The 21,978-nt window shown below is 61.1% G+C and carries 20 protein-coding genes; 8 read left to right on the forward strand and 12 right to left on the reverse strand.

What is annotated here, in order from left to right; translation table 11 throughout:
- Nucleotides 1–46 precede the first annotated feature (46 nt).
- Both FB009_RS16050 and FB009_RS16055 read left to right on the forward strand, forming a co-directional pair.
- On the forward strand, nucleotides 47–292 hold the full coding sequence (locus tag FB009_RS16050) for a zinc-finger domain-containing protein (protein WP_011975282.1): 246 nt from the start codon (nucleotides 47–49) through the stop codon (nucleotides 290–292).
- A gap of 27 nt (nucleotides 293–319) precedes the next feature.
- A complete protein-coding gene (locus FB009_RS16055) occupies nucleotides 320–1,489 on the forward strand; it encodes an FAD-dependent oxidoreductase (RefSeq protein ID WP_024324634.1) in 1,170 nt (389 codons plus the stop codon).
- 42 nt (nucleotides 1,490–1,531) lie between these two features.
- On the opposite strand, the gene FB009_RS16060 is transcribed toward FB009_RS16055, so the two are convergent.
- The gene (locus FB009_RS16060) at nucleotides 1,532–2,719 is read right to left on the reverse strand and encodes a cystathionine beta-lyase (protein ID WP_024312602.1); all 1,188 of its coding nucleotides are present in this window, start codon (nucleotides 2,717–2,719) and stop codon (nucleotides 1,532–1,534) included.
- 335 nt (nucleotides 2,720–3,054) lie between these two features.
- Here FB009_RS16060 and FB009_RS16065 point away from each other — a divergent pair, with 335 nt between their 5' ends.
- The 4 genes from FB009_RS16065 to FB009_RS16080 all read left to right on the forward strand — a co-directional run bounded on the left by FB009_RS16065 (nucleotide 3,055) and on the right by FB009_RS16080 (nucleotide 7,325).
- On the forward strand, nucleotides 3,055–4,080 hold the full coding sequence (locus FB009_RS16065; protein ID WP_011975279.1) for an amino acid ABC transporter substrate-binding protein: 1,026 nt from the start codon (nucleotides 3,055–3,057) through the stop codon (nucleotides 4,078–4,080).
- A gap of 99 nt (nucleotides 4,081–4,179) precedes the next feature.
- Nucleotides 4,180–5,373: an amino acid ABC transporter permease gene (locus tag FB009_RS16070; protein ID WP_011971065.1), complete on the forward strand. Its 1,194-nt coding sequence runs from the start codon at nucleotides 4,180–4,182 to the stop codon at nucleotides 5,371–5,373.
- Nucleotides 5,374–5,377: 4 nt separating this feature from the next.
- Complete coding sequence (locus FB009_RS16075) at nucleotides 5,378–6,532, forward strand: amino acid ABC transporter permease (protein ID WP_011975278.1); 1,155 nt, start codon at nucleotides 5,378–5,380, stop codon at nucleotides 6,530–6,532.
- 16 nt (nucleotides 6,533–6,548) lie between these two features.
- Nucleotides 6,549–7,325 (forward strand): amino acid ABC transporter ATP-binding protein, encoded by a 777-nt coding sequence (locus tag FB009_RS16080; protein WP_011971063.1) that lies wholly within the window; start codon nucleotides 6,549–6,551, stop codon nucleotides 7,323–7,325.
- Between the two features lie 141 nt (nucleotides 7,326–7,466).
- Here the strand turns inward: FB009_RS16080 and FB009_RS16085 are convergent, their stop codons facing one another.
- The 5 genes from FB009_RS16085 to cysG all read right to left on the reverse strand — a co-directional run bounded on the left by FB009_RS16085 (nucleotide 7,467) and on the right by cysG (nucleotide 12,412).
- Nucleotides 7,467–8,279 carry a ferredoxin--NADP reductase gene (locus FB009_RS16085; protein ID WP_011975277.1) on the reverse strand — a complete coding sequence of 271 codons (813 nt, stop codon included), beginning with the start codon at nucleotides 8,277–8,279 and terminating at the stop codon, nucleotides 7,467–7,469.
- A 144-nt stretch (nucleotides 8,280–8,423) separates the two neighbouring features.
- Nucleotides 8,424–8,924 (reverse strand): DUF934 domain-containing protein, encoded by a 501-nt coding sequence (locus FB009_RS16090; protein ID WP_011975276.1) that lies wholly within the window; start codon nucleotides 8,922–8,924, stop codon nucleotides 8,424–8,426.
- 17 nt (nucleotides 8,925–8,941) lie between these two features.
- Nucleotides 8,942–10,615 (reverse strand): nitrite/sulfite reductase, encoded by a 1,674-nt coding sequence (locus tag FB009_RS16095; RefSeq protein ID WP_011975275.1) that lies wholly within the window; start codon nucleotides 10,613–10,615, stop codon nucleotides 8,942–8,944.
- Between the two features lie 14 nt (nucleotides 10,616–10,629).
- Nucleotides 10,630–10,947: a DUF2849 domain-containing protein gene (locus FB009_RS16100; RefSeq protein ID WP_011975274.1), complete on the reverse strand. Its 318-nt coding sequence runs from the start codon at nucleotides 10,945–10,947 to the stop codon at nucleotides 10,630–10,632.
- 10 nt (nucleotides 10,948–10,957) lie between these two features.
- Complete coding sequence (gene cysG / locus FB009_RS16105; protein ID WP_011975273.1) at nucleotides 10,958–12,412, reverse strand: siroheme synthase CysG; 1,455 nt, start codon at nucleotides 12,410–12,412, stop codon at nucleotides 10,958–10,960.
- 222 nt (nucleotides 12,413–12,634) lie between these two features.
- On the opposite strand from cysG, the gene FB009_RS16110 reads away from it, so the two are divergent.
- A complete protein-coding gene (locus FB009_RS16110; RefSeq protein WP_011975272.1) occupies nucleotides 12,635–13,222 on the forward strand; it encodes a deaminase in 588 nt (195 codons plus the stop codon).
- 3 nt (nucleotides 13,223–13,225) lie between these two features.
- Nucleotides 13,226–14,062: a nucleoside triphosphate pyrophosphohydrolase gene (mazG, locus tag FB009_RS16115; RefSeq protein ID WP_011975271.1), complete on the forward strand. Its 837-nt coding sequence runs from the start codon at nucleotides 13,226–13,228 to the stop codon at nucleotides 14,060–14,062.
- Between the two features lie 97 nt (nucleotides 14,063–14,159).
- On the opposite strand, the gene hflX is transcribed toward mazG, so the two are convergent.
- From hflX to ntrY, 6 genes are all read right to left on the reverse strand, one after another.
- Complete coding sequence (gene hflX / locus FB009_RS16120) at nucleotides 14,160–15,557, reverse strand: GTPase HflX (RefSeq protein WP_011975270.1); 1,398 nt, start codon at nucleotides 15,555–15,557, stop codon at nucleotides 14,160–14,162.
- A 6-nt stretch (nucleotides 15,558–15,563) separates the two neighbouring features.
- Nucleotides 15,564–15,806 carry an RNA chaperone Hfq gene (hfq, locus tag FB009_RS16125; RefSeq protein ID WP_003535434.1) on the reverse strand — a complete coding sequence of 81 codons (243 nt, stop codon included), beginning with the start codon at nucleotides 15,804–15,806 and terminating at the stop codon, nucleotides 15,564–15,566.
- 102 nt (nucleotides 15,807–15,908) lie between these two features.
- Entirely contained in the window at nucleotides 15,909–16,772 is an 864-nt protein-coding gene (locus FB009_RS16130; protein WP_011975269.1) for a D-amino-acid transaminase, read from the reverse strand.
- Between the two features lie 11 nt (nucleotides 16,773–16,783).
- Nucleotides 16,784–18,160, reverse strand: a complete 1,377-nt coding sequence (trkA, locus tag FB009_RS16135) for a Trk system potassium transporter TrkA (protein WP_011975268.1) — start codon at nucleotides 18,158–18,160, stop codon at nucleotides 16,784–16,786.
- Between the two features lie 64 nt (nucleotides 18,161–18,224).
- The gene (ntrX, locus tag FB009_RS16140; RefSeq protein ID WP_011975267.1) at nucleotides 18,225–19,589 is read right to left on the reverse strand and encodes a two-component system response regulator NtrX; all 1,365 of its coding nucleotides are present in this window, start codon (nucleotides 19,587–19,589) and stop codon (nucleotides 18,225–18,227) included.
- Nucleotides 19,579–21,894 carry a two-component system sensor histidine kinase NtrY gene (ntrY, locus tag FB009_RS16145; protein WP_024312193.1) on the reverse strand — a complete coding sequence of 772 codons (2,316 nt, stop codon included), beginning with the start codon at nucleotides 21,892–21,894 and terminating at the stop codon, nucleotides 19,579–19,581. Before ntrY ends, ntrX begins: the two co-directional genes overlap by 11 nt.
- Nucleotides 21,895–21,978 lie beyond the last annotated feature (84 nt).

Below are 21,978 nucleotides of genomic sequence, written 5' to 3' on the forward strand. Positions count from 1 at the left end.
CGACACCCCAAAACAACATCTCAGACTGCATATATCGGAGTACGACATGGCCGGCCACAGCATCCCCCATTTCCAGAACGACGGCGGGCACCGGGTCATTGAGATCGGCGTCAAGGAATTCATGTGCACGGGCGCTTCCGTCCCGTTCGATCATCCTCACATCTTCGTCGACATGGGCGACGAAAACGAGAAGGTCTGTTCCTACTGCTCGACGCTCTACCGTTACAATCCCTCTCTAAAGGCAACGGAAACCATCCCGCCGGGTTGCCTTTTCTCCACCAAAGCCGCTTGACCCGGCACAGGCGACGGCGCGGCGTTCATGCAAAAGGCTGAGCGGGTTGCGATCGTCGGCGCCGGCATCGCCGGGCTGACGACCGCGCTTTGCCTCGCCCGGCGGGGTTACCGGACCGACATCTTCGAGCAGGCCGACGCGCTGGACGAAGTCGGAGCCGGGCTTCAGCTTTCGCCGAATGCATCGCGCATCCTCATCGAACTTGGCTTGCTGCCCGCTCTCGAAAGCGTCTGGAGCGAACCGGGGGAGATCTCGCTTGCCGACGGCCGCTCGCTGCGGCAGCTTGCAAGCGTGCCTGCCGGCGCGCATGCCCGCGCGCGCTGGGGCGCACCCTACGCCGTCCTGCATCGCGCCAGCTTGCAGGCGATCCTCCTGGACGCCGTCCGGGCGGAACCGCTTTGCCGCCTTCATCTGGGAAGCCGCATCGGCGACGATCCGCAAGCAGCCATTTTCGAGGCGATCAAGCAAACACCGGCCGCAATCATCGGCGCCGACGGGATCTGGTCGCGGATCCGCACCTCGATTCCAGGCGCAGGCAGCTCCCGCTTTTCGGGCAATATTGCCTGGCGCTTCACGCTGCCACGTACCCGGGCGCCTGCCTGCCTGCCGCATGACCGAGTTACGGCCTTCCTCGCGCCGAGGGCCCATCTGGTTGCCTATCCAATCCGAAAGATCGACGGCTTCAACCTCGTTGCGATCGTTGCTGGAAATGCATCTGGGGAAACGTGGGCGGGGCGGGAAACCGCCGATCGCCGGCGCGCGTTCGAAAGGGCTTTCGGGGATTGGCATCCCGACCTTCGCTCGCTGCTCGACCACGCCGCGCCGGCGACCTGCTGGCCGCTCTGCACGGTGGCCGATGGAGCCTGGCACAATCGGCGCGACACCATCCTCATCGGCGATGCCGCCCATGCCATGACGCCGTTTGCGGCCCAGGGCGCGGCCATGGCCATCGAGGACGCCTGGGAGCTCGCCATCCGCATCGCGGACAGCCCGGATACTCCCTCCGCCTTCTCGCGCTATGAAGAGGCACGCCGGGCGCGGATCGGCCGCGTCCGCAAGCGCGCCGCCTTCAACAGCTTTGCCTATCACGCCGCGGGTCCAGTACGCATCGCGCGCGATTTCATTCTCGCCTCCAGGAAACCGGAAGCACTTGCCGCGGATTTCGACTGGCTTTTCGGCTATGGCGCGCAAAAGTGATGGGGAGGCGCCTCATCGCCTTCCCCACCGCGTCATTCGGCGTCAGAGCGCATTTGCGGCAGCGAGACCGGCTTCAACATCCCGGCGGATGTCCGGCACGTCTTCGAGCCCGATCTGCAGCCGGATGACCGGCCCCTCCTGAGGCGCCTTGGCGACCTTGCGATCGGAGAGGTTCACGTGAACGGCGAGGCTCTCGAATCCGCCCCAGGAGTAGCCGAGTCCGAAGATCGAGAGCGCGTCCAGGAAGGCATGCGCCTTTGCCTTGCCGTTTTCGGGATCGGCCTTGAGCACGAAGGAGAATATTCCGCTTGCGCCGCCGAAATCGCGCTTCCACAACTCATGGCCCGGAAAGCTCGGCAGTGCCGGATGAAGCACCCGCGCCACCTCCTCGCGGCCCTCGAGCCATTCGGCAATCGCAAGCGCGCTTGCCTGGTGTCGCTCCAGGCGGACGCCCATTGTGCGCAGGCCGCGCAGGATCTGATAGCTGTCGTCCGGCGAAACGCAGACACCCAGTGTCACCATCGCCTCGCTCAGTGCCGGCCAATGGGCCGCGTTGGCCGATACGGTTCCAAGCAGAACGTCCGAGTGACCCGAGGGATATTTGGTCGCCGCGTGGATCGAAACGTCGACGCCGTAATCGAGCGGCCGGAAATAGACGGGCGTCGCCCAGGTGTTGTCCATGGTCACGATGCAGCCATGCCGGTGCGCGGCGGCGGCAATCGCCGGTATATCCTGCATCTCGAACGTATTCGAGCCCGGCGCTTCGGTATGCACCAGCCGCGTGTTCGGCCTGATCAGATTCTCTATGCCCGCCCCGATGGACGGGTCATAATATTCAACGGTAACGCCGAGCCTTGTGAGCATAGTGTCGCAGAAGTGGCGGGTGGGAAAATAGACCGAATCGACGATAAGGACATGGTCGCCCGAGGAGAGATAGGCGAGGAAAGGCACAGTGACCGCTGCGAGGCCCGAGGGAACGAGGATCGTCCCGGCCGCGCCCTCCAGTTCGTTGATCGCCTCACAAAGCGCGTCGGTGGTCGGCGTGCCGCGCGTGCCATAGGTATATTTCTGAGACCGCGTCTCCATCGTCCTCGCATTCGGGAAGAGCACGGTGGAAGCGTGTACCACCGGTGGATTGACGAAGCCGTGATAGTCGGAAGGGTTATTGCCGGTGTGTGCGAGACGGGTATTGATGCCCTGCTCCGCTCGCGCGTTCGTCTTGTCTGCCATTGAAACATCCGCTGTTGAATTCCGCTGCCGACTCATCGGACGGGATACCGGCCGGGTCAAGGAAAAATTCAAGTGGCGAGCCTCGTGGTCCGGAAGGAGGCCAACTGGCGGTTTTTTGTTCATGACCGGCAATTCCAGCGCCAAACCGCCTAAACTTCTGGCGAGTTTCACGTTTTTCACATCGAAATTCGTAAATTCGGAGACCTCTCTTGACCCTTCCATGTTTTGAGCATGAGATAGATTGTACTCACGCCAGGAGGGTGGCTGAGGCTGCACGCGCGAAAACGCGCGACTGTGCAGACGGGACCAAACGACAACCGAAAAGGTTCAAAAAAATGGCAAGAACAATTCTGACAGCTCTCGTAAGCGCCGCTGTCATGGGGGTAGGCTCATATGCGGCATCGGCCGCGACACTTGACGACGTGAAGGCAAAGGGATTCGTCCAATGCGGCGTGAATACGGGTCTCGCCGGTTTCGCGGCCCCTAACGCTTCGGGCGATTGGAGCGGTTTCGACGTCGACTACTGCAAGGCGATTGCCGCTGCTGTCTTCGGCGACGCAACCAAGGTGAAGTACACGCCGCTGTCGGCGAAGGAACGCTTTCCGGCTCTCCAGTCCGGCGAAGTCGACGTGCTCGCACGCAATACGACCTGGTCGATCAACCGTGACACGGCTCTCGGCTTCAATTTCCGTCCGGTCAACTATTATGACGGTCAAGGCTTCATGGTTCGCAAGGAACTCGATGTGAAGTCTGCCCTCGAACTTTCGGGCGCTGCCGTCTGCGTACAGACAGGCACCACGACCGAACTCAACCTCGCCGACTACTTCAAGGCGAACAATCTGCAGTACAATCCGGTCGTCTTCGAAAAGCTGGAAGAAGTGAATGCTGCCTACGACGCCGGCCGCTGCGACGTCTATACAACCGACCAGTCCGGCCTTTATTCGCTGCGCCTCACGCTCTCTAAGCCCGACGATCACATCGTGCTGCCGGAGATTATCTCGAAAGAGCCTCTCGCACCTGCAGTCCGACAAGGCGACGATCAGTGGTTCGACATCGTCAGTTGGGTCCATTACGCCCTGGTCCAGGCCGAAGAATTCGGCGTCACCCAGGCCAATGTCGAAGAAATGAAGAAGTCGGCGAACCCTGATGTTCAGCGCTTTCTGGGCGTCGAAGCCGACAGCAAGATCGGCACCGACCTCGGCCTGACCAACGAATGGGCCGTCAACATCGTCAAGGCGGTCGGCAATTACGGCGAAGTGTTCGATCGCAACATCGGCGCCGGCAGCCCGCTGAAGATCGAGCGAGGCCTCAACGCCCTCTGGAACAAGGGCGGTCTGCAATACGCCCCGCCGGTCCGCTAAACCGGCCAATATGCCCGGGGGCGGCGTCGCCGTTCCCCCGGGCGAAGAACCCGATAAAGGGGACACCCGAGAAGGGTGCATAAGGGGAAGAGGCATTGCATGGCCATTGGCGTCACCAACGTGCCTGAACGAAGCAAATCCTCAGGATCGATCATCAATGATCCTCAGGTGCGCGGGATATTCTATCAGGCAATCACCATCATCATTCTCGCAGCGCTCATCTACTGGATCGTCGATAACACTGTCGACAATCTCAGGCGCGCGAATATCGCGTCCGGCTATGACTTTCTGAGGAGTCGCGCCGGTTTCGACGTCGGGCAGTCGCTGATTTCATTCACCAGCGATTCCACCTATGGCCGCGCTTTGCTGGTCGGCTTCATCAACACATTGCTCGTCGCGATCACCGGTATCATCACCGCGACAATCATCGGCTTCCTCGTCGGTATCGGACGCCTTTCGCACAACTGGATCATTGCCAAGCTCTCGCTGGCCTATGTGGAGGTGTTCCGCAACATCCCGCCGCTGCTCGTCATATTCTTCTGGTATAGCGGGGTGCTGTCGATATTGCCGCAGGCACGAGATGCACTTGCCCTGCCCTTCGATATCTTTCTGAGCAATCGCGGTGTCGCCTTTCCAAGGCCGGTTGCCGGAGAGGGTGCCGAATACACGCTCCTCGCGTTTATCATCGCAATAGCTGCAAGCGTGTTCTTTACCCGCTACGCGCGCCAACGGCAGTTGGCGACCGGCGAGCGGCTTCCCGTCCTGTGGACCGTTCTTGGATTGATCATCGGTCTGCCGCTGATCACATTCCTCGTAACCGGTGCGCCGATCGGCTTCGACGTTCCGGTGGCAGGCAAGTTCAACCTTACCGGCGGTTCGGTCGTCGGACCGGAATTCATGTCGCTGTTCCTGGCGCTCTCATTCTATACGGCAGCCTTCATCGCCGAGATCGTCAGGGCGGGTATCCGCGGTGTCTCAAAAGGACAGACGGAGGCGGCACATGCACTTGGCATACGCCCATCGCTGACGACCCGCCTGGTGGTCGTGCCGCAGGCGATGCGCATCATCATTCCGCCGCTGACCAGCCAATATCTTAACCTCACCAAGAACTCCTCCCTGGCGGTCGCAATCGGCTATGCCGACCTCGTGGCCGTCGGCGGCACCATTCTCAACCAGACCGGACAATCGATCGAGGTCGTAAGCATCTGGCTCATCGTCTATCTCAGCCTGAGCCTCGCGACGTCGCTGTTCATGAACTGGTACAACGCCCGCATGGCGCTGGTGGAGAGGTGATATCATGAGCACGCAACAAGCAACTTTCGTTCGTGCTTCGATGATCGAAGCCTCGCCAGCCCCTTCGCTTGAAAGAGGTGCTGCCTCCTGGCTGCGGCGAAATCTCTTCGCCACGCCGAAGGACAGCGTTCTGACGATCATCAGCCTGCTTATCCTGGCGTGGCTGGTGCCCCCCGCAATCCAATGGCTCTTCATCGATGCCGCCTGGAGCGGCGGTGGCCGGGGCGTTTGCGCAACGCTGTCGCAGGGCGGTTCGCAGCCGGAAGGCTGGAGCGGCGCATGCTGGGCGTTCGTCAATGCGAAATTCGCCCAGTTCCTTTTCGGCCGCTATCCGCTCGACGAGCGCTGGCGTCCTGCGCTGGTCGGCATTCTTTTCGTCCTGCTCCTCGTGCCTATGCTGATACCCAGGATCCCATACAAGGGACTGAACGCGCTTCTACTGCTGGGCGCCCTGCCCGTCCTCGCGGCGATCCTGCTCCCCGGCGGCTGGTTCGGCCTTACCTATGTCGAAACGCCGCTCTGGGGCGGCCTGATGGTCACCCTGGTACTGTCCTTCGTCGGAATAGCCGTTTCGCTGCCGCTCGGCATTCTGCTGGCGCTCGGACGCCGGTCGAACATGCCGGTCATAAAAATGCTCTGCACGGCCTTCATCGAGGTCATCCGCGGCGTTCCGCTGATCACCGTGCTTTTCATGGCAAGCGTGATGCTGCCGCTTTTCCTGCCGCAGGGCGTCACCTTCGACAAGTTCCTGCGGGCCCTGATAGGCGTGTCGCTCTTCGCCTCCGCCTATATGGCGGAAGTGGTGCGCGGTGGCTTGCAGGCCATCCCGAAAGGCCAGTATGAAGGCGCCGATTCACTGGGCCTCAGCTATTGGCAGAAAATGGGCTTCATCGTCCTGCCGCAGGCACTCAAGCTGGTTATCCCCGGCATCGTCAATACGTTCATAGGCCTCTTCAAAGACACATCGCTCGTATCGATTATCGGCATGTTCGACCTGCTCGGCATCGTTCGCCTGAACTTCAGCGACACCAACTGGGCAAGCGCCGTCACGCCGCTGACCGGCCTGATCTTCGCGGGCTTCGTCTTTTGGCTTTTCTGCTTCGGCATGTCGCGCTATTCAGGCTTCATGGAACGCCTGCTCGACAGAAGCCAGCGGTAAAAAGGGGAACAAGAAAATGGCAAATACCGCCACTACAACGAAAATGGCTCCATCGGCGACGGATGTCGCGATCGAAATTACCAACATGAACAAATGGTACGGTGATTTCCATGTGCTTCGCGACATCAATCTCAGGGTCATGAGCGGCGAGCGCATCGTTGTCGCCGGCCCTTCCGGATCCGGAAAGTCGACGATGATTCGTTGCATCAACCGGCTCGAAGAGCATCAGAAGGGTAAAATCGTCGTCGACGGGATCGAACTCACCAACGACCTGAAGAAGATCGACGAAGTGCGCCGGGAAGTCGGCATGGTCTTCCAGCACTTCAACCTCTTCCCGCATCTCACGATCCTGGAAAACTGCACACTGGCGCCGATCTGGGTGCGCAAGATGCCGAAGAAGGAAGCCGAGGAAGTCGCGATGCACTTCCTGGAGCGCGTAAAGATTCCGGAGCAGGCCAAAAAATATCCGGGTCAGCTTTCGGGCGGCCAGCAGCAGCGAGTCGCCATTGCCCGCTCACTTTGCATGCGACCGAAAATCCTTCTTTTCGACGAGCCGACCTCTGCACTCGACCCTGAAATGGTCAAGGAAGTGCTCGACACCATGGTCAGCCTCGCCGAAGAAGGCATGACCATGATCTGCGTGACACATGAAATGGGCTTCGCGCGACAGGTCGCCAACCGCGTGATCTTCATGGACCAGGGCCAGATCGTCGAGCAGAACTCGCCGGCTGAGTTCTTCGACAATCCGCAGCATGAGCGGACCAAGCTGTTCCTCAGCCAAATACTGCACTGATCACGTTTGATCCTGTGACGTCTCGAAAGCGGCGCCCCTCAACACCTTCTTCCCGTCAGAACGGGGAGAAGGTGCTGAGGGGCGGCCGCAAATCGGCGTGAGATACTTCTAGATGGACCTATCGCCTCGGCGCCCCGAGGATCAGCCAACGAATGCGCGTTCGATGACGAACTCGGCCGGCTTGTTGTTGGCACCTTCCGTCAGGCCAGCGGCTTCGAGGATCTCCTTGGTGTCCTTCAGCATGGCCGTCGAACCGCAGATCATGCCGCGGTCGATCACGGGATCGAGCGGCTGCAGGCCGAGGTCGGCGAAGAACTTGCCGTTGTTCATCAGGTCGGTAATCCGGCCTTTGTAAGAATAATCCTCACGCGTCACCGTCGCATAGTGCCGGAGCTTATTGCCGACGACCTCGTTCAGGAACTCGTGATTGCGGATTTCGTCGACAAGATCGAAGCCGTATTTCAGCTCCGCCACGTCGCGGCACGTATGGGTGAGGATGACCTCTTCGAACTTCTCGAAAGTTTCCGGGTCGCGGATCAGGCTCGCAAAGGGCGCAATACCTGTGCCGGTCGAGAACATATAGAGCCTGCGTCCGGGCACGAGCGCGTCCAGCACCAGTGTGCCCGTCGGCTTCTTGCGCATCAGCACCTGGTCGCCGGGCTTGATTCCCTGCAGATGCGACGTCAGCGGCCCATCGGGCACCTTGATCGAGAAGAACTCCAATTCCTCGTCCCAAGCCGGGCTCGCGATCGAGTAGGCACGATAAATCGGCTTGTCGCCAACCATCAGGCCGATCATCGCAAATTCGCCCGAACGGAAACGGAACTCCTTCGGGCGTGTCATGCGGAAGCGGAAGAGCCGGTCGGTGTAATGTTCGACGCTCGTCACCGTTTCAACGAAGACACCTGCCGGAGCCTGTACCGCGAAATCTTCTTTTTTTGCCGGAGCATTCATCGTGACCACAGTCCTGTAAATGGTGACGCTGTCTATCAACTACAAGCGGATATTCCAACCCACGCCCGATTGGAAGGAATTGCCTTCCAAATATACCCGCTTTCGAGGATTTCGGCTTGCTTCACACTGTCGCGGCCCACATCTTCAGGAGACGCGGCGCCAGCTGTAGGAATTGATGTTGGCGGAGGGCTTCGCGGCCGGCTGGTAGTGGGTGGAGATCCCCGGCAGCCGCCCCTCCGAAAGCCGCTTGATCGCCGTGGCGTTGGTTACGGCGAAACTGTCGACGCCGCAGCGCAGCATCAGCGGGATCTGATCGATCAGCACATCGCCGACTGCGCGAAGCTCACCTTCGTAGCCAAGGCGCGAGCGCAGCAGCGAAGCGTGGCTGAAGGAACGCCCGTCACTGAAAGCGGGAAATGCCACGGCCACCAGGGCGATCCGATCCAGGCAAGGGCCAAGCCGCATCACATCATCAGCGGGATTGATCAGAACGCCAAGGTCCGAGGCATCGCTTTCAGAAATTGCTGACAGGAAGCCATCGAGGCTCAGGATCGCCTTCTCGTTCGATCCGGCCTTGGTGTCTTCGCTCTCGATGACCCAGGGATCGTCGCTCACGAAGCCGGCTTCATTCCAGATTTTCGTCATCTCTTGTTATCCTTAAGTCACGCGGCTGCCTGGGCACCGCCGCCATAGAGCGCATCCTTGAATGGCTGCGGCCCCACACGACGGTAGGCTTCGAGAAACGTTTCCGACTTGTCCCGGCGCAGCCCGAGATAGGTGTCGACGATCCTCTCGACCGCGTCGGTGACCTTTTCCGGCTCGAAGCCGCGACCGATGATCTCGCCGATCGAGGTGTGTTCGTCGCCGGAACCGCCGAGCGTGATCTGGTAAAGCTCCTCGCCCTTCTTCTCCACACCCAGAAGACCGATATGGCCGACGTGATGATGCCCGCAGGCATTGATGCAGCCGGAAATCTTGATCTTCAGTTCGCCGATTTCAGCCTGCCGCTCCGCCGAACCGAAACGGTTCGAAATCTCCTGCGCGACCGGAATCGAACGCGCATTGGCGAGCGCGCAATAATCGAGCCCGGGACAGGCAATGATATCGGTTATCAGACCTGCATTGGCGGTGGCGAGGCCGGCAGCGACCAGGGCTCTGTAGACCGGCTCCAGATCGGCAAGCGCCACATGCGGAAGGATCAGATTCTGCTCATGGCTGACGCGGATCTCGTCGAACGCATATTCCTCGGCGATTTCTGCGACAATATCCATCTGCTCGTCGCTGGCGTCCCCCGGAATGCCGCCGATCGGCTTCAGCGAGATCGTCACCATGCCGTAATCGGGATGCTTGTGCGGCTGGACGTTCTGGTGCACCCAACGGGCAAACTCCGGATCGGCCTTCTTCCAGCGGGCGAGGTTGCCCCAGCCTTCCGGCCGGTTCGGCAACGTTGCAGGGGCGAAATAGGCGGCAATCGCCTGGATATCCGAATCCGGCAGCTTCAGTTCCGTGTCCTTCAGATTGGCGAACTCTGCCTCCACCTGGCGCGCCAGTTCCTCGGCACCCGTTTCATGAACCAGAATCTTGATGCGCGCCTTGTACTTGTTGTCACGGCGGCCATGGAGATTGTAAACGCGCATGATCGCGGTCGTGTAGGATAGCAGGTCCTCTTCCGGAAGGAAGTCGCGGATCTTCTTGGCGATCATCGGAGTGCGGCCCTGCCCGCCGCCGACATAGACGACGAAACCGAGCCTGCCGTTCTCATCCTTTTTCAGGTGAAGGCCGATGTCATGCACCTGGATGGCGGCACGGTCGCGCTCGGCGCCCGTGACCGCGATCTTGAACTTGCGCGGCAGGAAGGAGAATTCCGGATGGACGCTCGACCACTGCCTGAGGATTTCCGCATAGGGACGCGGGTCGGCAACTTCGTCGGCGGCCGCACCGGCGAAATGGTCCGCCGTGACGTTGCGAATGCAATTGCCGGATGTCTGCAGCGCATGCATTTCGACGCTTGCCAGTTCCTGGAGGATATCAGGCGTATCCGAAAGGCGCGGCCAGTTGTACTGAATGTTCTGCCGGGTGGTGAAATGTCCGTAGCCGCGGTCATATTTGCGGGCGATATGGGCGAGCATCCGCATCTGTCGGCTCGACAAGGTCCCATAGGGAATTGCGACGCGGAGCATGTAGGCATGGAGCTGCAGATAGACGCCGTTCATCAGGCGCAGCGGCTTGAACGCATCCTCAGCGAGTTCGCCGGACAGCCGCCGCTGGACCTGGTCGCGAAACTGCTCGACGCGTGCGGAAACGAAGGTGTGGTCGAATTCGTCGTAACGATACATGGCTTCTCAGGTCCTCAGGCAGCAACGTTTTTCGGGCCCGCAAGCCCATTATATCCCGGAGCGTAGGGAATCGATGGTCCCTCGGCGCGTATGCGTTCGCGCATGCGCAGCGGCCGTAGCGTCCCGTCCACTTCCTCGACGTCGATTACATTGACATCCACGACCTTGTTTTCATCGAAAGAGCGCTTGCCTGTCGCTTCAAGCGCAGCAACCGCCTCGGCGTGCCGAGCGACGAAGGCATCCTGAAGCGACTCCACCCAATTGCCGGAGGCGTCAAGCCAGACGGATATGCCATCCGCCAGACGATTTGCCGTCAGAACCTTTTCCACCATCGCTTCGTCCTCAATTCCAAATCGTTTCGCGTTTCGCCGAAGCCTCGACGGCACCGCTGCCATTGCCCCGGGCCGCCGCCAGCGGCTCGGACCGTTCGAAATTCGCGCCCGCGACCGCTTCGCCGATGATCACCATGACCGGCCCGTCCAGTTCCGTGCGGGTCTCGAGGTCAGGGAGATCACGCAAGGTTCCGTGAAGTAGGCGTCGCTCGGCGCGGCTCGCATTTTCGATGACCGCGACGGTCGTGTCCTGCGGCAGGCCCGCCTGCATGAGTCGCGAAGCGACGGACGCCGCAACAGTGCGCCCCATATAGACCGCGATCGTCGCGCCGGAAACCGCCAGCCGCGCCCAATCGGGAAGGACGCTGCCGGTCAAGTCGTGCCCGGTCGTGAAAACCAGTGACGACGCCACGCCGCGCAGTGTCAGCGGCAACTCGAAATCGGCGGCCGCAGCAAAGGCGGACGTGATCCCCGGCACCACCTCGTAGCTGATGCCCGCCTCGCGCATCGCCGCCATTTCCTCACCGGCCCGACCGTAAACGAGAGGATCCCCCGATTTCAGCCGAACGACACGCTTGCCCTCGCCGGCGAGCCTCACCAGCAAATGATTGATCTCATCCTGCGACTTGGTGTGGCAGCCCTTGCGCTTGCCGACCGACAGCCGCTCGGCGTCGCGGCGGCCCATGTCGACGATCGCCTGCGGCACCAGCGCATCATAGACGATCGCGTCCGCTTCCATCATAACGCGCTGGGCTCTGAGCGTCAGTAGGTCTTCCGCACCGGGACCGGCGCCGACGAGCCAGACATGACCGCGTACGCCACCGGCCGCATCCAGAAGCTTCGAGGCCTCGCGGCGTGCGGATGCAAGATCGCCAAGTGCGACGTGATCGGCCACCGGACCGGAGAAGAAGCGCCGCCAGAAGACTCGGCGTGCGACACCGCGCGGAACGAGGCGATCGACGGCGTCGCGATAGCTTGCCGCCAATGAAGCAACGATGCCCAGCGACGGCGAGAGCAACTGATCGATCTGCGCGCGAATCATCTGCGCCAGAACCGGCCCCGCCCCTTCCGTGCCGATCGCAACGGCCACAGGCGCGCGGTTGACGAGTGCGGGCGTCAGAAAATCGCAGTAGTCCGGCTGGTCGACGGCATTTGCGGGGATTTTCCGTTCCCGCGCCGCGGCCACGATGATCCTGTCGAAAGCCGCATCGCCCGTTGCCGCGAAGACGAGAACGGCGCCCTCGACCTGGCGAGCATCAAAAGGCTTGCGGATGGTATCGATACCGTTGGCATTCAGGAACGCTTCGAAAGCCGCCTCGGGCTGATCCGCATAGGCGACGATGCGCGCCTCGGTACTCAGCAGCAGCCGCACCTTGGCGAAGGCCTCGTCCCCATTGCCGAACACCGCCACGCTTTTCTGCGCGACGCGAAAGAAGGCCGGAAAGACGGATAGTTTCTGCGGCATAACGAAGGGTCGGCTCCTTTTGCAGGCTGCGGCGAATATCCCCTATGGCCGGCAACAAATGAAGGAACAGAAATTTCAATGCTTTTCCGCCCACGTATTGTTTTGCTCGACAGCCATTCTTTTTGAGCAAATATCTCCGGGGGCCTGAACCGCCGCCGTTTCGGGCATTGCGCCAACCGGCCGACCTCCGTTAAATGCCCGCTCGAAGCGGGAGACCGAGACATGAAACAGTACGACCTGGCAGAACGCCTCCTGACCGTCATCGAGCAGGATATTTTACAGCTCACCGAAAAGGGCGTGGCCGGCGGCAACAAGGTGTTCGGAGCGGCGATCTTGCGCAAGTCGGATCTTTCGCTGGTGCTGGCGGAGACGAACAATGAGACTGAGAATCCGCTCTGGCATGGCGAGGTGCACACGCTGAAGCGCTTCTATGAGATGGCGGAGAGGCCCGACACGCGCGAGCTGATCTTTCTGTCGACGCATGAACCCTGCTCCATGTGTCTCTCGGCGATCACCTGGGCCGGGTTCGACAATTTCTACTATTTCTTCAGCCACGAGGATTCGCGCGACAGCTTTGCAATCCCGCATGATCTGAAGATTTTGAAGGAGGTCTTCCGCCTTGAGCCCGGTGGCTACGCTCAGGAGAATGCATTTTGGAAATCGGCCTCAATCGCGGCACTGATGCAGGAGGCGGATCCCGAAATGCGCAAGCGGCTCACCGAACAGGACGCCCGGATCCGGGCGCGTTATGATCGCCTTTCGGATAGCTATCAGGCGAGCAAAGACCGCAACGCGATACCGCTGAATTGAACCATGGAAGCCTCCCGAGACATTCAAAGCCTGCTCGACATCATGGCCGCCCTCCGCCACCCGGAGAAAGGTTGCCCCTGGGACATTGTCCAGACATTCGAGACGATCCGGCCTTATACGATCGAAGAGGCCTATGAGGTCGCGGACGCGATCGAGCGTCACGATATGGACGACCTCTGCGATGAGCTCGGCGACCTCTTACTGCAGGTGGTCTTTCACGCGCGCATGGCCGAAGAGGCCGGAGAATTTTCCTTTGGAGACGTGGTCGAGGCCATAACGCGCAAGATGATCCGCCGCCATCCGCATGTTTTCGCCCGCTCCTATGCGGACACCGCCGAGGCGGTAAAGCTGCAATGGGAAGAGATCAAGCAGGCCGAAAAGGCCGACCGCCGGCAGCGCCGGTTACGGCGCGGCTTGCCGCAAGAGGAAGAACAGGCGGGTCATCTCGGATCGATCCAACGCAGCTTTCCGGCTCTGGTGGAGGCGCTGAAGCTTCAGGAGAGGGCGGCAAAAGTCGGCTTCGACTGGTCCGAGCCCGAGCCGATCCTCGACAAGGTCGAAGAGGAAATAGCCGAACTGCGGCAGGCGTTGAAATCCGGCGATCAGGGCAAGGTCGCGGACGAACTCGGCGATCTGATTTTCGCGCTCGTCAATATCGGCCGCCATGTAGGCACCGACCCTGAAATGGCGCTGCGCGGGACGAATACCAAATTCCGGCGACGCTTCGGCCATATAGAGAAGGAGCTGGAAGCCGGAGGCGAAACGCTCGACGCCGCATCGCTGGAGCGTATGGAAGAACTCTGGCAGGCGGCGAAGGCTATCGAAAGGCAGCTGAGGTAAGCGAGCCGCGTTCTCCGCTGCTCCCACCGCGGCGCAAGTTCTTGGGTTGAAAGACTCTTCTGCGTCGAACAAGAGGAACGCGGCGCGCTCTTACCCGCTACCAGTCCTCTTCGACAGCCTTCGGGCCGTTGCCCAGCCGGCGTTCGAGTTCGACCGCCTCGCCTTCGGTCAGGCGCAGGTCCAGACTCACACGTCCATCCTCGAGATCTTCGCGTGCATCGACGATAGCGTGCTGGTAGACCCAAGGCAGAAACTGCAGCTGGTCGAGCCCAAGAACGATGGTGCATTCGGTCATGACTCCTGACAGGCGTCGACCGATTTCGGTGAGAAGCTCCCCGACACCTTCGCCGGTCATGGCGGAAACGGCGACTGTGTTGTCGACGCTTGCCGCCTTCTTCACCAGAACCTCGCGCACCTCCGGCTCAACCTTGTCGATCTTGTTCCAGACCTCGACAATGCGCTCGGCGCCCTCCTTCTCGTCGATGCCGAGATCGGAGAGGATGCGCAGCACGTCGCTCGCCTGTGCCTGATTATCGGGATCGGACAGGTCGCGTACATGCAGTATCAGGTCGGCCTCGAGCACCTCTTCCAATGTCGCCCGGAAAGCGGCAACCAGGTGCGTCGGCAGGTCGGAAATGAAGCCGACGGTATCGGAAAGGATGACCATGCGCCCATGCGGCAGCTTCAGCCGCCTGAGCGTCGGATCCAGCGTTGCGAAGAGCATATCCTCGGCAAGAACGCCGGCGCCGGTCATCCGGTTGAAGAGCGTGGATTTTCCAGCATTCGTATAGCCGACGAGCGCGACGATCGGATGCGGCACCTTCTTGCGCTTCGAGCGGTGAAGCTGACGCGTGCGCCGCACCTGCTCCAACTCGCGTTCGAGCTTGACGATCCTCTCTTGCAGCAGGCGGCGGTCGGCCTCGATCTGCGTTTCACCGGGACCGCCCATGAATCCCGCACCGCCGCGCTGCCGCTCAAGGTGCGTCCAGCTGCGAACGAGGCGGCCCTTCTGGTAGTTGAGATGGGCGAGATCCACCTGCAGCGTGCCTTCCCTGGTGGAGGCGCGGCGACCGAAGATTTCAAGAATGAGGCCGGTCCGGTCGATGACCTTGGCGTTCCACTCCTTCTCGAGATTGCGCTGCTGGACTGGCGTCAACGGGTGATCGACGATCACGAGCCCCGCATCCTTGTCGCTCAGAACGTGACCGATCTCCTCGATCTTGCCCGTTCCGAGCAGAGTGCCGGGCTTCGGCTGGGCGACGGGCACGACCATGCCGTGAACCACTTCGAGATCGATGGCGAGTGCCAGGCCGGTCGCCTCCTCCAGGCGGCTTTGATCCGACCGCGTGGCGCTCTGCGCCACTATGTCGGCAGAGACCCTCCCGGCCTTTTTCAGGACCGGGACGACGACCACGGCACGCGAGTCATCACGGAGCCGCTCAAGCTCCGGGATAATCGACGACGATTTTGAATCACGCTTGGTAATGTTCCTCACGTCCCGTCAGGAGGCAGCTTCCTCATTCTCGAACATCTGCAGCGGCTGGCCCGGCATGATCGTCGAGATGGCGTGCTTGTAGACGAGCTGAGAATGGCCGTCGCGGCGAAGCAGTACACAGAAATTGTCAAACGATGTTACGACACCCGTCAGCTTCACGCCATTGATGAGGAAAATGGTCAAAGAAATCTTTTGCTTGCGGACCGTGTTGAGAAATAGATCCTGCAAGTTTTGAGAACGTTCCGCCATCGCGCCGCTTCTTTCTTATTTGCCGGCGTTCTTTCACCGGTGCATTTTGTCAATTTTTTAAGGTGCCACGAACGAACCCCGACACCTCCGAGAGGTTTGGTATCAAATCGACGTCTTTTCCGCAATGTCGAAAAAGGCCTCGCGAATATTCTGTGCTATGCTTCCTGGATGACCGTTCCCGATCGTCTTTCCGTCGACGGAAATGACAGGAAAGCAGATGCTGGTAGCGGCGGTGATGAAGACCTCCCGCGCCGCGAGCATTTCCTCCACGGAGAAAGCGCTCTCCTCCACCGTCAGACCCAGCGGCCCGGCGACGTCCATGAGCGTGGTACGGGTAATGCCGCGCAAAATGCCGCTTTCCGCCGGACGCGTACGCAGTGTCCCTTCACGATCCACGATCCATACGTTCGTGGCCGCGCCCTCTTTGACCATGCCGTCCGCGTCGACGAAGATCGCCTCCTGCGCGCCCGCTTCCTTCGCCTGCTGGCGGGCAAGCACATTCGGCAGGAGGCCGATGCTCTTGATATCGACCCGGTCCCACCGGTTCTCCGGCACGGTTATCGCCGATATGCCCTCGGTGTTTTTGCGGGCGATCGCCCCCGGATCCGTTCGCTTGGCGGTTACGACGATCGACGGCGGGGTGTCGGCCGCGGGGAACACATGGTCCCGTCGCGCGACGCCGCGGGTCACCTGGAGATAGAAGAGACCGTTGCGGACCCTGTTTCGGCGCAGCACCTCCCTTATGACATGAACCAGCGCCGCGCGACTCATCGGCCAGCCTATCGCAAGCTCATGCAGCGATCGCCCGAGGCGATCGAGATGCCGATTCAAGTCGATGATGAACCGGTGCCGGACCTCGCAGACCTCGTAGACACCGTCGGCAAACTGATAGCCCCGATCCTCGACGTGAATGGCGGCCTCGGCGTGCCGGACATAAGTGCCGTTGACATAGGCGATTCTCGGCATGGCTGAGTCCCTCAGAAATATTGAATGCTGACGCGGAAGAGCTGTTCGACATGACGGACGGTCTCGGCGGCCGCCAGCAGTACCACGCGATCCTTGGCCTTGATCCGCGTGTCGCCATCGGGACGAACATAGGCCTTGTCGCGATAAAGCGCGCCGATGCGTATACCGTCGGGCAATTCGAGTTCGCGCAGCGCCTTGCCGACCAAGGGAGAGGTTTCGAGCGCTTCGGCCTCGATGACCTCCGCCATACCGTTCTGAACCGCGTAGACCGACCGGATACGACCCTTTCGGACATGCTGCAACACGCGCGATATGGTGACTGCGCGCGGATTGATATACGCGTCGACGCCGGCGGCGCCGGCGAAGTCCTGATAGGCCGGCTCATTGATCAGCACCAGGGCCGATTTCGCACCCTGCTTCCTTGCAAGCATGCTGCCGAGGATGTTGATCTGGTCGTTGTTCGTCAGCGCGACGACCAGATCCGCCTCCTGGACATCCGCTTGCGCCAGAATCCGCTGGTCCATCGCCGAGCCGTGGAGGACGACCGTGTTGTTGAGCTTGTCGGCGACAAGCACCGCGCGATCGCGATCGTTCTCGATGAGCTTCACCCGCATGCGCGGCTGCTGCTCTTCGATCATCCGGGCGACGAAATAGCCGATGTTACCGGCGCCCAGGATGATGATGCGCCGCGCCTCCTGTTCTTCGTGCCCGAAGAGCGCCAGCGTGCGACGGGCATGGTCCCGGTCGCAGACGACATAGGCCAGATCGCCGGTCTTCAACTGGTCGGACGAATGCGGGACGATCAGTTCGCCGTCCCGGAAGATACCGGTGACCGTCGCGTGGAGATCGGGGAAGAGCTCGCTGAGCTGCTGCAAAGGCGTGTCGACGACGGGGCAATCTTCCATGCACTCGATCGCAACCATCGCGATCCGGTCATCCGCGAAGCGCACCACGTCGGTCGCGCCCGGAAAGGAAATGCGGCGAAGCACAAGCCGCCCTACCTCTATCTCCGGAGAGATCGTGACGTCGATCGGAACGTTCTCGCGCGAAAAGAGATCGGAATATTCCGGCGCAAGATAGCTCTGCGCGCGGATGCGGGCGACCTTGGTCGGAACGTTGAAGATCGCATGCGCCACTTCGCATGCGACGATGTTGACTTCGTCATAAAGTGTCACAGCGATCAACATATCGGCCTGGTCGGCCCCAGCCTTTGCCAACACGTCCGGATGTGCCCCGTGACCGACGTAACCGCGCACGTCCAGCGCCTCGGTTATAGAGGCAATCAGCGCGGCGGACGTATCGATCACCGAAACGTCGTTATTCTCGCGCGACAGCCGCTCGGCGATCCCGTAGCCGACCTGACCTGCCCCGCATATGATCACCTTCATGGCTGTTCCTTATGTCTGGCCGGTTCTGCGGCTGGCCCGAAAATTGAATTCACGACCGGGATAATCACACGCCGAGCGACTTCAGCTTGCGATGAAGAGCGGAGCGTTCCATGCCGACGAATTCGGCTGTGCGCGAGATGTTGCCGCCGAAGCGGTTGATCTGGGCGATCAGATAGTCGCGCTCGAACATCTCGCGCGCCTCCCTCAGCGGCAGGGTCATGATGTGCTGATCGCTTTGCGCCGAAATCTTCGGCAGGGTGTCTCCAACCTCGTTCGGCAGCATGTCGGCGGTGATCGGCGTGTCCGGACCGTCGCTACGCGCCAGGATCATCAGGCGCTCGATATTGTTGCGCAACTGCCGGATATTGCCGGGCCAGTCATGCGCCTGCAGTACGGCGAGCGCATCCTCGCCTATCTTGCGGGGTCGGATGCCGGCCTGCTCGCTGACCTGGCGCATGAACATGTCGACCAGGAAAGGAATATCCTCGCGGCGCTCCGCAAGAGCAGGAACGCGCACCGGAATAACGGCGAGCCGGTGGTAGAGATCCTCGCGGAACAGGCCCTCGGCGATCATGTTCTCGAGATTGTAGGCGGTCGAGGAGATGATGCGGACATCGACCTTGACGCGCTTGGACCCGCCTACCCGCTCGAACTGCTGATCGACGAGGACGCGCAGGATCTTGTTCTGCGTCTCGCGTGGCATTTCGCCGACTTCATCGAGGTAAAGAATACCGCCATGAGCTTCCTCGAGCGCTCCGGTCCGGCGCGGTTGTCCGGTCGTACCCTCGGTGCCGAACAGCGCGATCTCCATTTTGTCCGGCGTGATCGCAGCCGCATTGAGGGCGACAAAAGGACCGTTGGCGCGTGCGGATTTGCGATGAATCATCCGCGCAACGAGTTCCTTGCCGGAGCCGGACGGTCCCTGAATCATGATGCGGCTATTGGTCGGCGCCACCTTCTCGATCATCTGGCGCAGCTGCGAGACCGCGACGGAGGTTCCGATGAGTTCCACCGGATCGCCCGACTTCCTCTTCAATTCGAAGTTTTCGCGCTTGAGCTTGGAATTTTCGAGCGCGCGCTCGGCGATAAGGATCAGCCGGTCGGCCTTGAACGGTTTCTCGATGAAGTCATAGGCGCCGCGCTTGATCGCCGAAACGGCCGTTTCGATGTTGCCGTGGCCTGAAATCATCACCACCGGCAAATCGGGGTGGCGGCTCTTGATCTCGTCCAGGAGCGCCAGTCCGTCGAGCTTGCTCCCCTGCATCCAGATGTCGAGGAAGATCAGACGCGGCAGGCGGTCGTTGATCGCCGCAAGCGCACTCTCGCTGTCGAAGGCGGTGCGCGTCTCATGGCCTTCGTCAGAGAGGATTCCCGAGACGATCTCGCGAATGTCCTCCTCGTCATCTACAACCAGAATATCAGCCGCCATTGAAATTACCCTTATCCTTCAAATTATGTTCACCGCCGGTCTCGCCGGCAGGCGGCAGGATCACCCGGATCATCGCCCCGGCGCCGCCGTCGAAATCCGACGGTGCGTCGTGCAGCTCCAGTTGCCCGCCGTGGTCCTCGATGATTTTCTTGACGATAGCGAGGCCGAGACCGGTGCCCTTCTCCCGCATGGTCATGTAAGGCTCGAGAATCCGGTGCCGGTTCTCGGTCGGAAGCCCCTTGCCGTTGTCGACGACGTCGACCACGAAACGGCCGGTCGCATCATCGCGACGGGATCGAATGACCACCGTCGGCGCACCTCGCGACGACCCCGCGGGGACGGCTTCGATCGATTCCACGGCGTTCTTGACCAGGTTACCAAATGCCTGGCCCAGCATGCGGCCGTCGAACTGGCCCTCGAGCGGTTCGTCGCCGAAATCCCGGATGAAGGCGATGTGATTGTTGCCCATCTCGCGCAGGAATACGGCGTCCTTGAGGATGGCCCGCAGATCGGACTCTTCCTTCGTCGGCTTGGGCATGCGCGCAAAGGCGGAGAACTCATCGACCATCCGGCCGATATCCTCGACCTGGCGCACGATCGTTTCGGTACACTGGTCGAAAACCGCTCTGTCGTCCTGATTGATCTGTTTGCCGTAGCGGCGCTTCAGCCGCTCGGCGGAAAGCTGAATCGGCGTCAGGGGGTTCTTGATCTCGTGCGCGATGCGGCGAGCGACATCCGCCCAGGCGGTGGAGCGCTGCGCAATGACCAGATCGGTGATGTCGTCGATGGTGATCACATAGGAACCATGCGACTCATCACCTTCTTCCTGCGTCACCTGAACATTCATCGTACGCTCGGTCCCGCCGCGCATGATGTTGATCTGCTTGCGGTAGTCGTTGCGGTAGCGGCTCTCCGCCTCCACGAGCACCGCTTCGATTTCCGGGGCCACATCACTTAGCCGCGCGCCGATCAGCCCCGGCGCCGCTTTCCTGAGCACCCCTTCCGAAGACGGATTGAAAATGGTGATGCGACGATCCCTGCCGACGCCGATGACTGCCGCCGTCACGCCGGAAAGCACGGCCTCGATAAACCGGCGGCGCTGGTCGACCTCGTCCTTCGCTACGAGAATTTGATCCTGCTGCGTCCGGATTTCGCTCACCATCTTGTTGAACGTGCGCGACAGATTGCCGACGTCGCCGTCGACCGCGCGCACGGGTACGACGACGTCGAGATTGCCGGAAGCGACGCTGTCAGCCGCGCCGATCAACTGGCGGATCGGACGCACGATGCGGTCGGCGACCGCGATGGCGGTCCAGATCGCCGCCAGCAGCACGATCAGGGCGAAGCCGATGTAAAGGACGCCGAAGGCGATCTGAAGGGAAGTGCGCCCGGCCTCCAAGGTCTTGTATTCCGCAGTGTTCTCTTCCATCAGCCGCATCGACCGCATGACTTCGGGATCGACGTTGCGGACGGTGTAGAGATAGGTACCGGGGATGTTCTCCAGCGGAATGACCGCTCCCACCAGATTGGTCACGCCGGGAGGAATGAGGGTCGGTTGACCCGAGACAGTGCTTTTCAGCGCGTCCTGCGGGATCGCAGGCAGCGGACGGTCGGTCGAGATATTGGCCTGAAGTATGGCGCTGCCGTCAGCGCGCACGAGGAAAGCGCCAAGCATGCCTCTGCCCCTCGCCTGCCGCGTCATCAGCTCGACGAAGCCTGTGCGGTCGAGGCTGTAGAGCTGACGATTGCGCTCCAGATCGTTGGCCATCGAGACCGTCTGGCCCTGCAGGTAACTGGCATTCTCAAGGACATAGGCCTGGGCGACGTTCAGCGAGGAACGGACGATCGCCTGCGTACGCAGCGAGAACCAGCGGTCGAGGCCCACATCGAGAGTGATGCTGGCGAAGATGGCGACGAGGATGGCCGGCGTGATCGCGACGATCGAAAAGAGTGCGACGATGCGGACATGCAGGCGCGCGGCGGCCCTGCCTTTGCTGCGTGCCCTGAGCAGCCTGAATATCTCGCGGGCGATGAGATAGATCAGCCCCACGACGAACAGGCCGTTGACGCCGGCACAGGCGATAACGATGTTTCTCTCAGGCCGGACCGGGGTCAGGCCAAGAAGAACGAGCAGCGACAAGGTGGCGCAGACCAGGGCACCGGTGGCAAGCATGAGCCCCGGCAAGGCGAATGAGGCTCGCCTGTCCTGGGCAGCAGTGACTCCGTCCTCCGTGCCCAATGGCAAGGCCATTCCATCCACCATGAAAAGTGCTTCCCCAAACCGGCGTACCGACGACACCGGCACATGCCTGCGTTCCGGACCGAGATATCGAACCTGCGGCGCCGCACCCCATCGGATGCGGAAACGCCCGCCGCGCCGGTTTCCGCA

The organism is Sinorhizobium medicae (assembly GCF_007827695.1).
Taxonomy (GTDB): domain Bacteria; phylum Pseudomonadota; class Alphaproteobacteria; order Rhizobiales; family Rhizobiaceae; genus Sinorhizobium; species Sinorhizobium medicae.

Coding starts and splice junctions, on each gene's coding strand:
- hfq (WP_003535434.1), bottom strand. CDS start 15,806: ATGGCGGAACGTTCTCAAAACTTGCAGGATCTATTTCTCAACACGGTC.
- FB009_RS16095 (WP_011975275.1), bottom strand. CDS start 10,615: ATGTATCGTTACGACGAATTCGACCACACCTTCGTTTCCGCACGCGTC.
- FB009_RS16070 (WP_011971065.1), top strand. CDS start 4,180: ATGGCCATTGGCGTCACCAACGTGCCTGAACGAAGCAAATCCTCAGGA.
- FB009_RS16110 (WP_011975272.1), top strand. CDS start 12,635: ATGAAACAGTACGACCTGGCAGAACGCCTCCTGACCGTCATCGAGCAG.
- FB009_RS16080 (WP_011971063.1), top strand. CDS start 6,549: ATGGCAAATACCGCCACTACAACGAAAATGGCTCCATCGGCGACGGAT.
- FB009_RS16055 (WP_024324634.1), top strand. CDS start 320: ATGCAAAAGGCTGAGCGGGTTGCGATCGTCGGCGCCGGCATCGCCGGG.
- FB009_RS16090 (WP_011975276.1), bottom strand. CDS start 8,924: ATGACGAAAATCTGGAATGAAGCCGGCTTCGTGAGCGACGATCCCTGG.
- FB009_RS16130 (WP_011975269.1), bottom strand. CDS start 16,772: ATGCCGAGAATCGCCTATGTCAACGGCACTTATGTCCGGCACGCCGAG.
- ntrX (WP_011975267.1), bottom strand. CDS start 19,589: ATGGCGGCTGATATTCTGGTTGTAGATGACGAGGAGGACATTCGCGAG.
- FB009_RS16100 (WP_011975274.1), bottom strand. CDS start 10,947: ATGGTGGAAAAGGTTCTGACGGCAAATCGTCTGGCGGATGGCATATCC.
- trkA (WP_011975268.1), bottom strand. CDS start 18,160: ATGAAGGTGATCATATGCGGGGCAGGTCAGGTCGGCTACGGGATCGCC.
- FB009_RS16050 (WP_011975282.1), top strand. CDS start 47: ATGGCCGGCCACAGCATCCCCCATTTCCAGAACGACGGCGGGCACCGG.
- FB009_RS16060 (WP_024312602.1), bottom strand. CDS start 2,719: ATGGCAGACAAGACGAACGCGCGAGCGGAGCAGGGCATCAATACCCGT.
- FB009_RS16075 (WP_011975278.1), top strand. CDS start 5,378: ATGAGCACGCAACAAGCAACTTTCGTTCGTGCTTCGATGATCGAAGCC.
- mazG (WP_011975271.1), top strand. CDS start 13,226: ATGGAAGCCTCCCGAGACATTCAAAGCCTGCTCGACATCATGGCCGCC.
- FB009_RS16065 (WP_011975279.1), top strand. CDS start 3,055: ATGGCAAGAACAATTCTGACAGCTCTCGTAAGCGCCGCTGTCATGGGG.
- FB009_RS16085 (WP_011975277.1), bottom strand. CDS start 8,279: ATGAATGCTCCGGCAAAAAAAGAAGATTTCGCGGTACAGGCTCCGGCA.
- cysG (WP_011975273.1), bottom strand. CDS start 12,412: ATGCCGCAGAAACTATCCGTCTTTCCGGCCTTCTTTCGCGTCGCGCAG.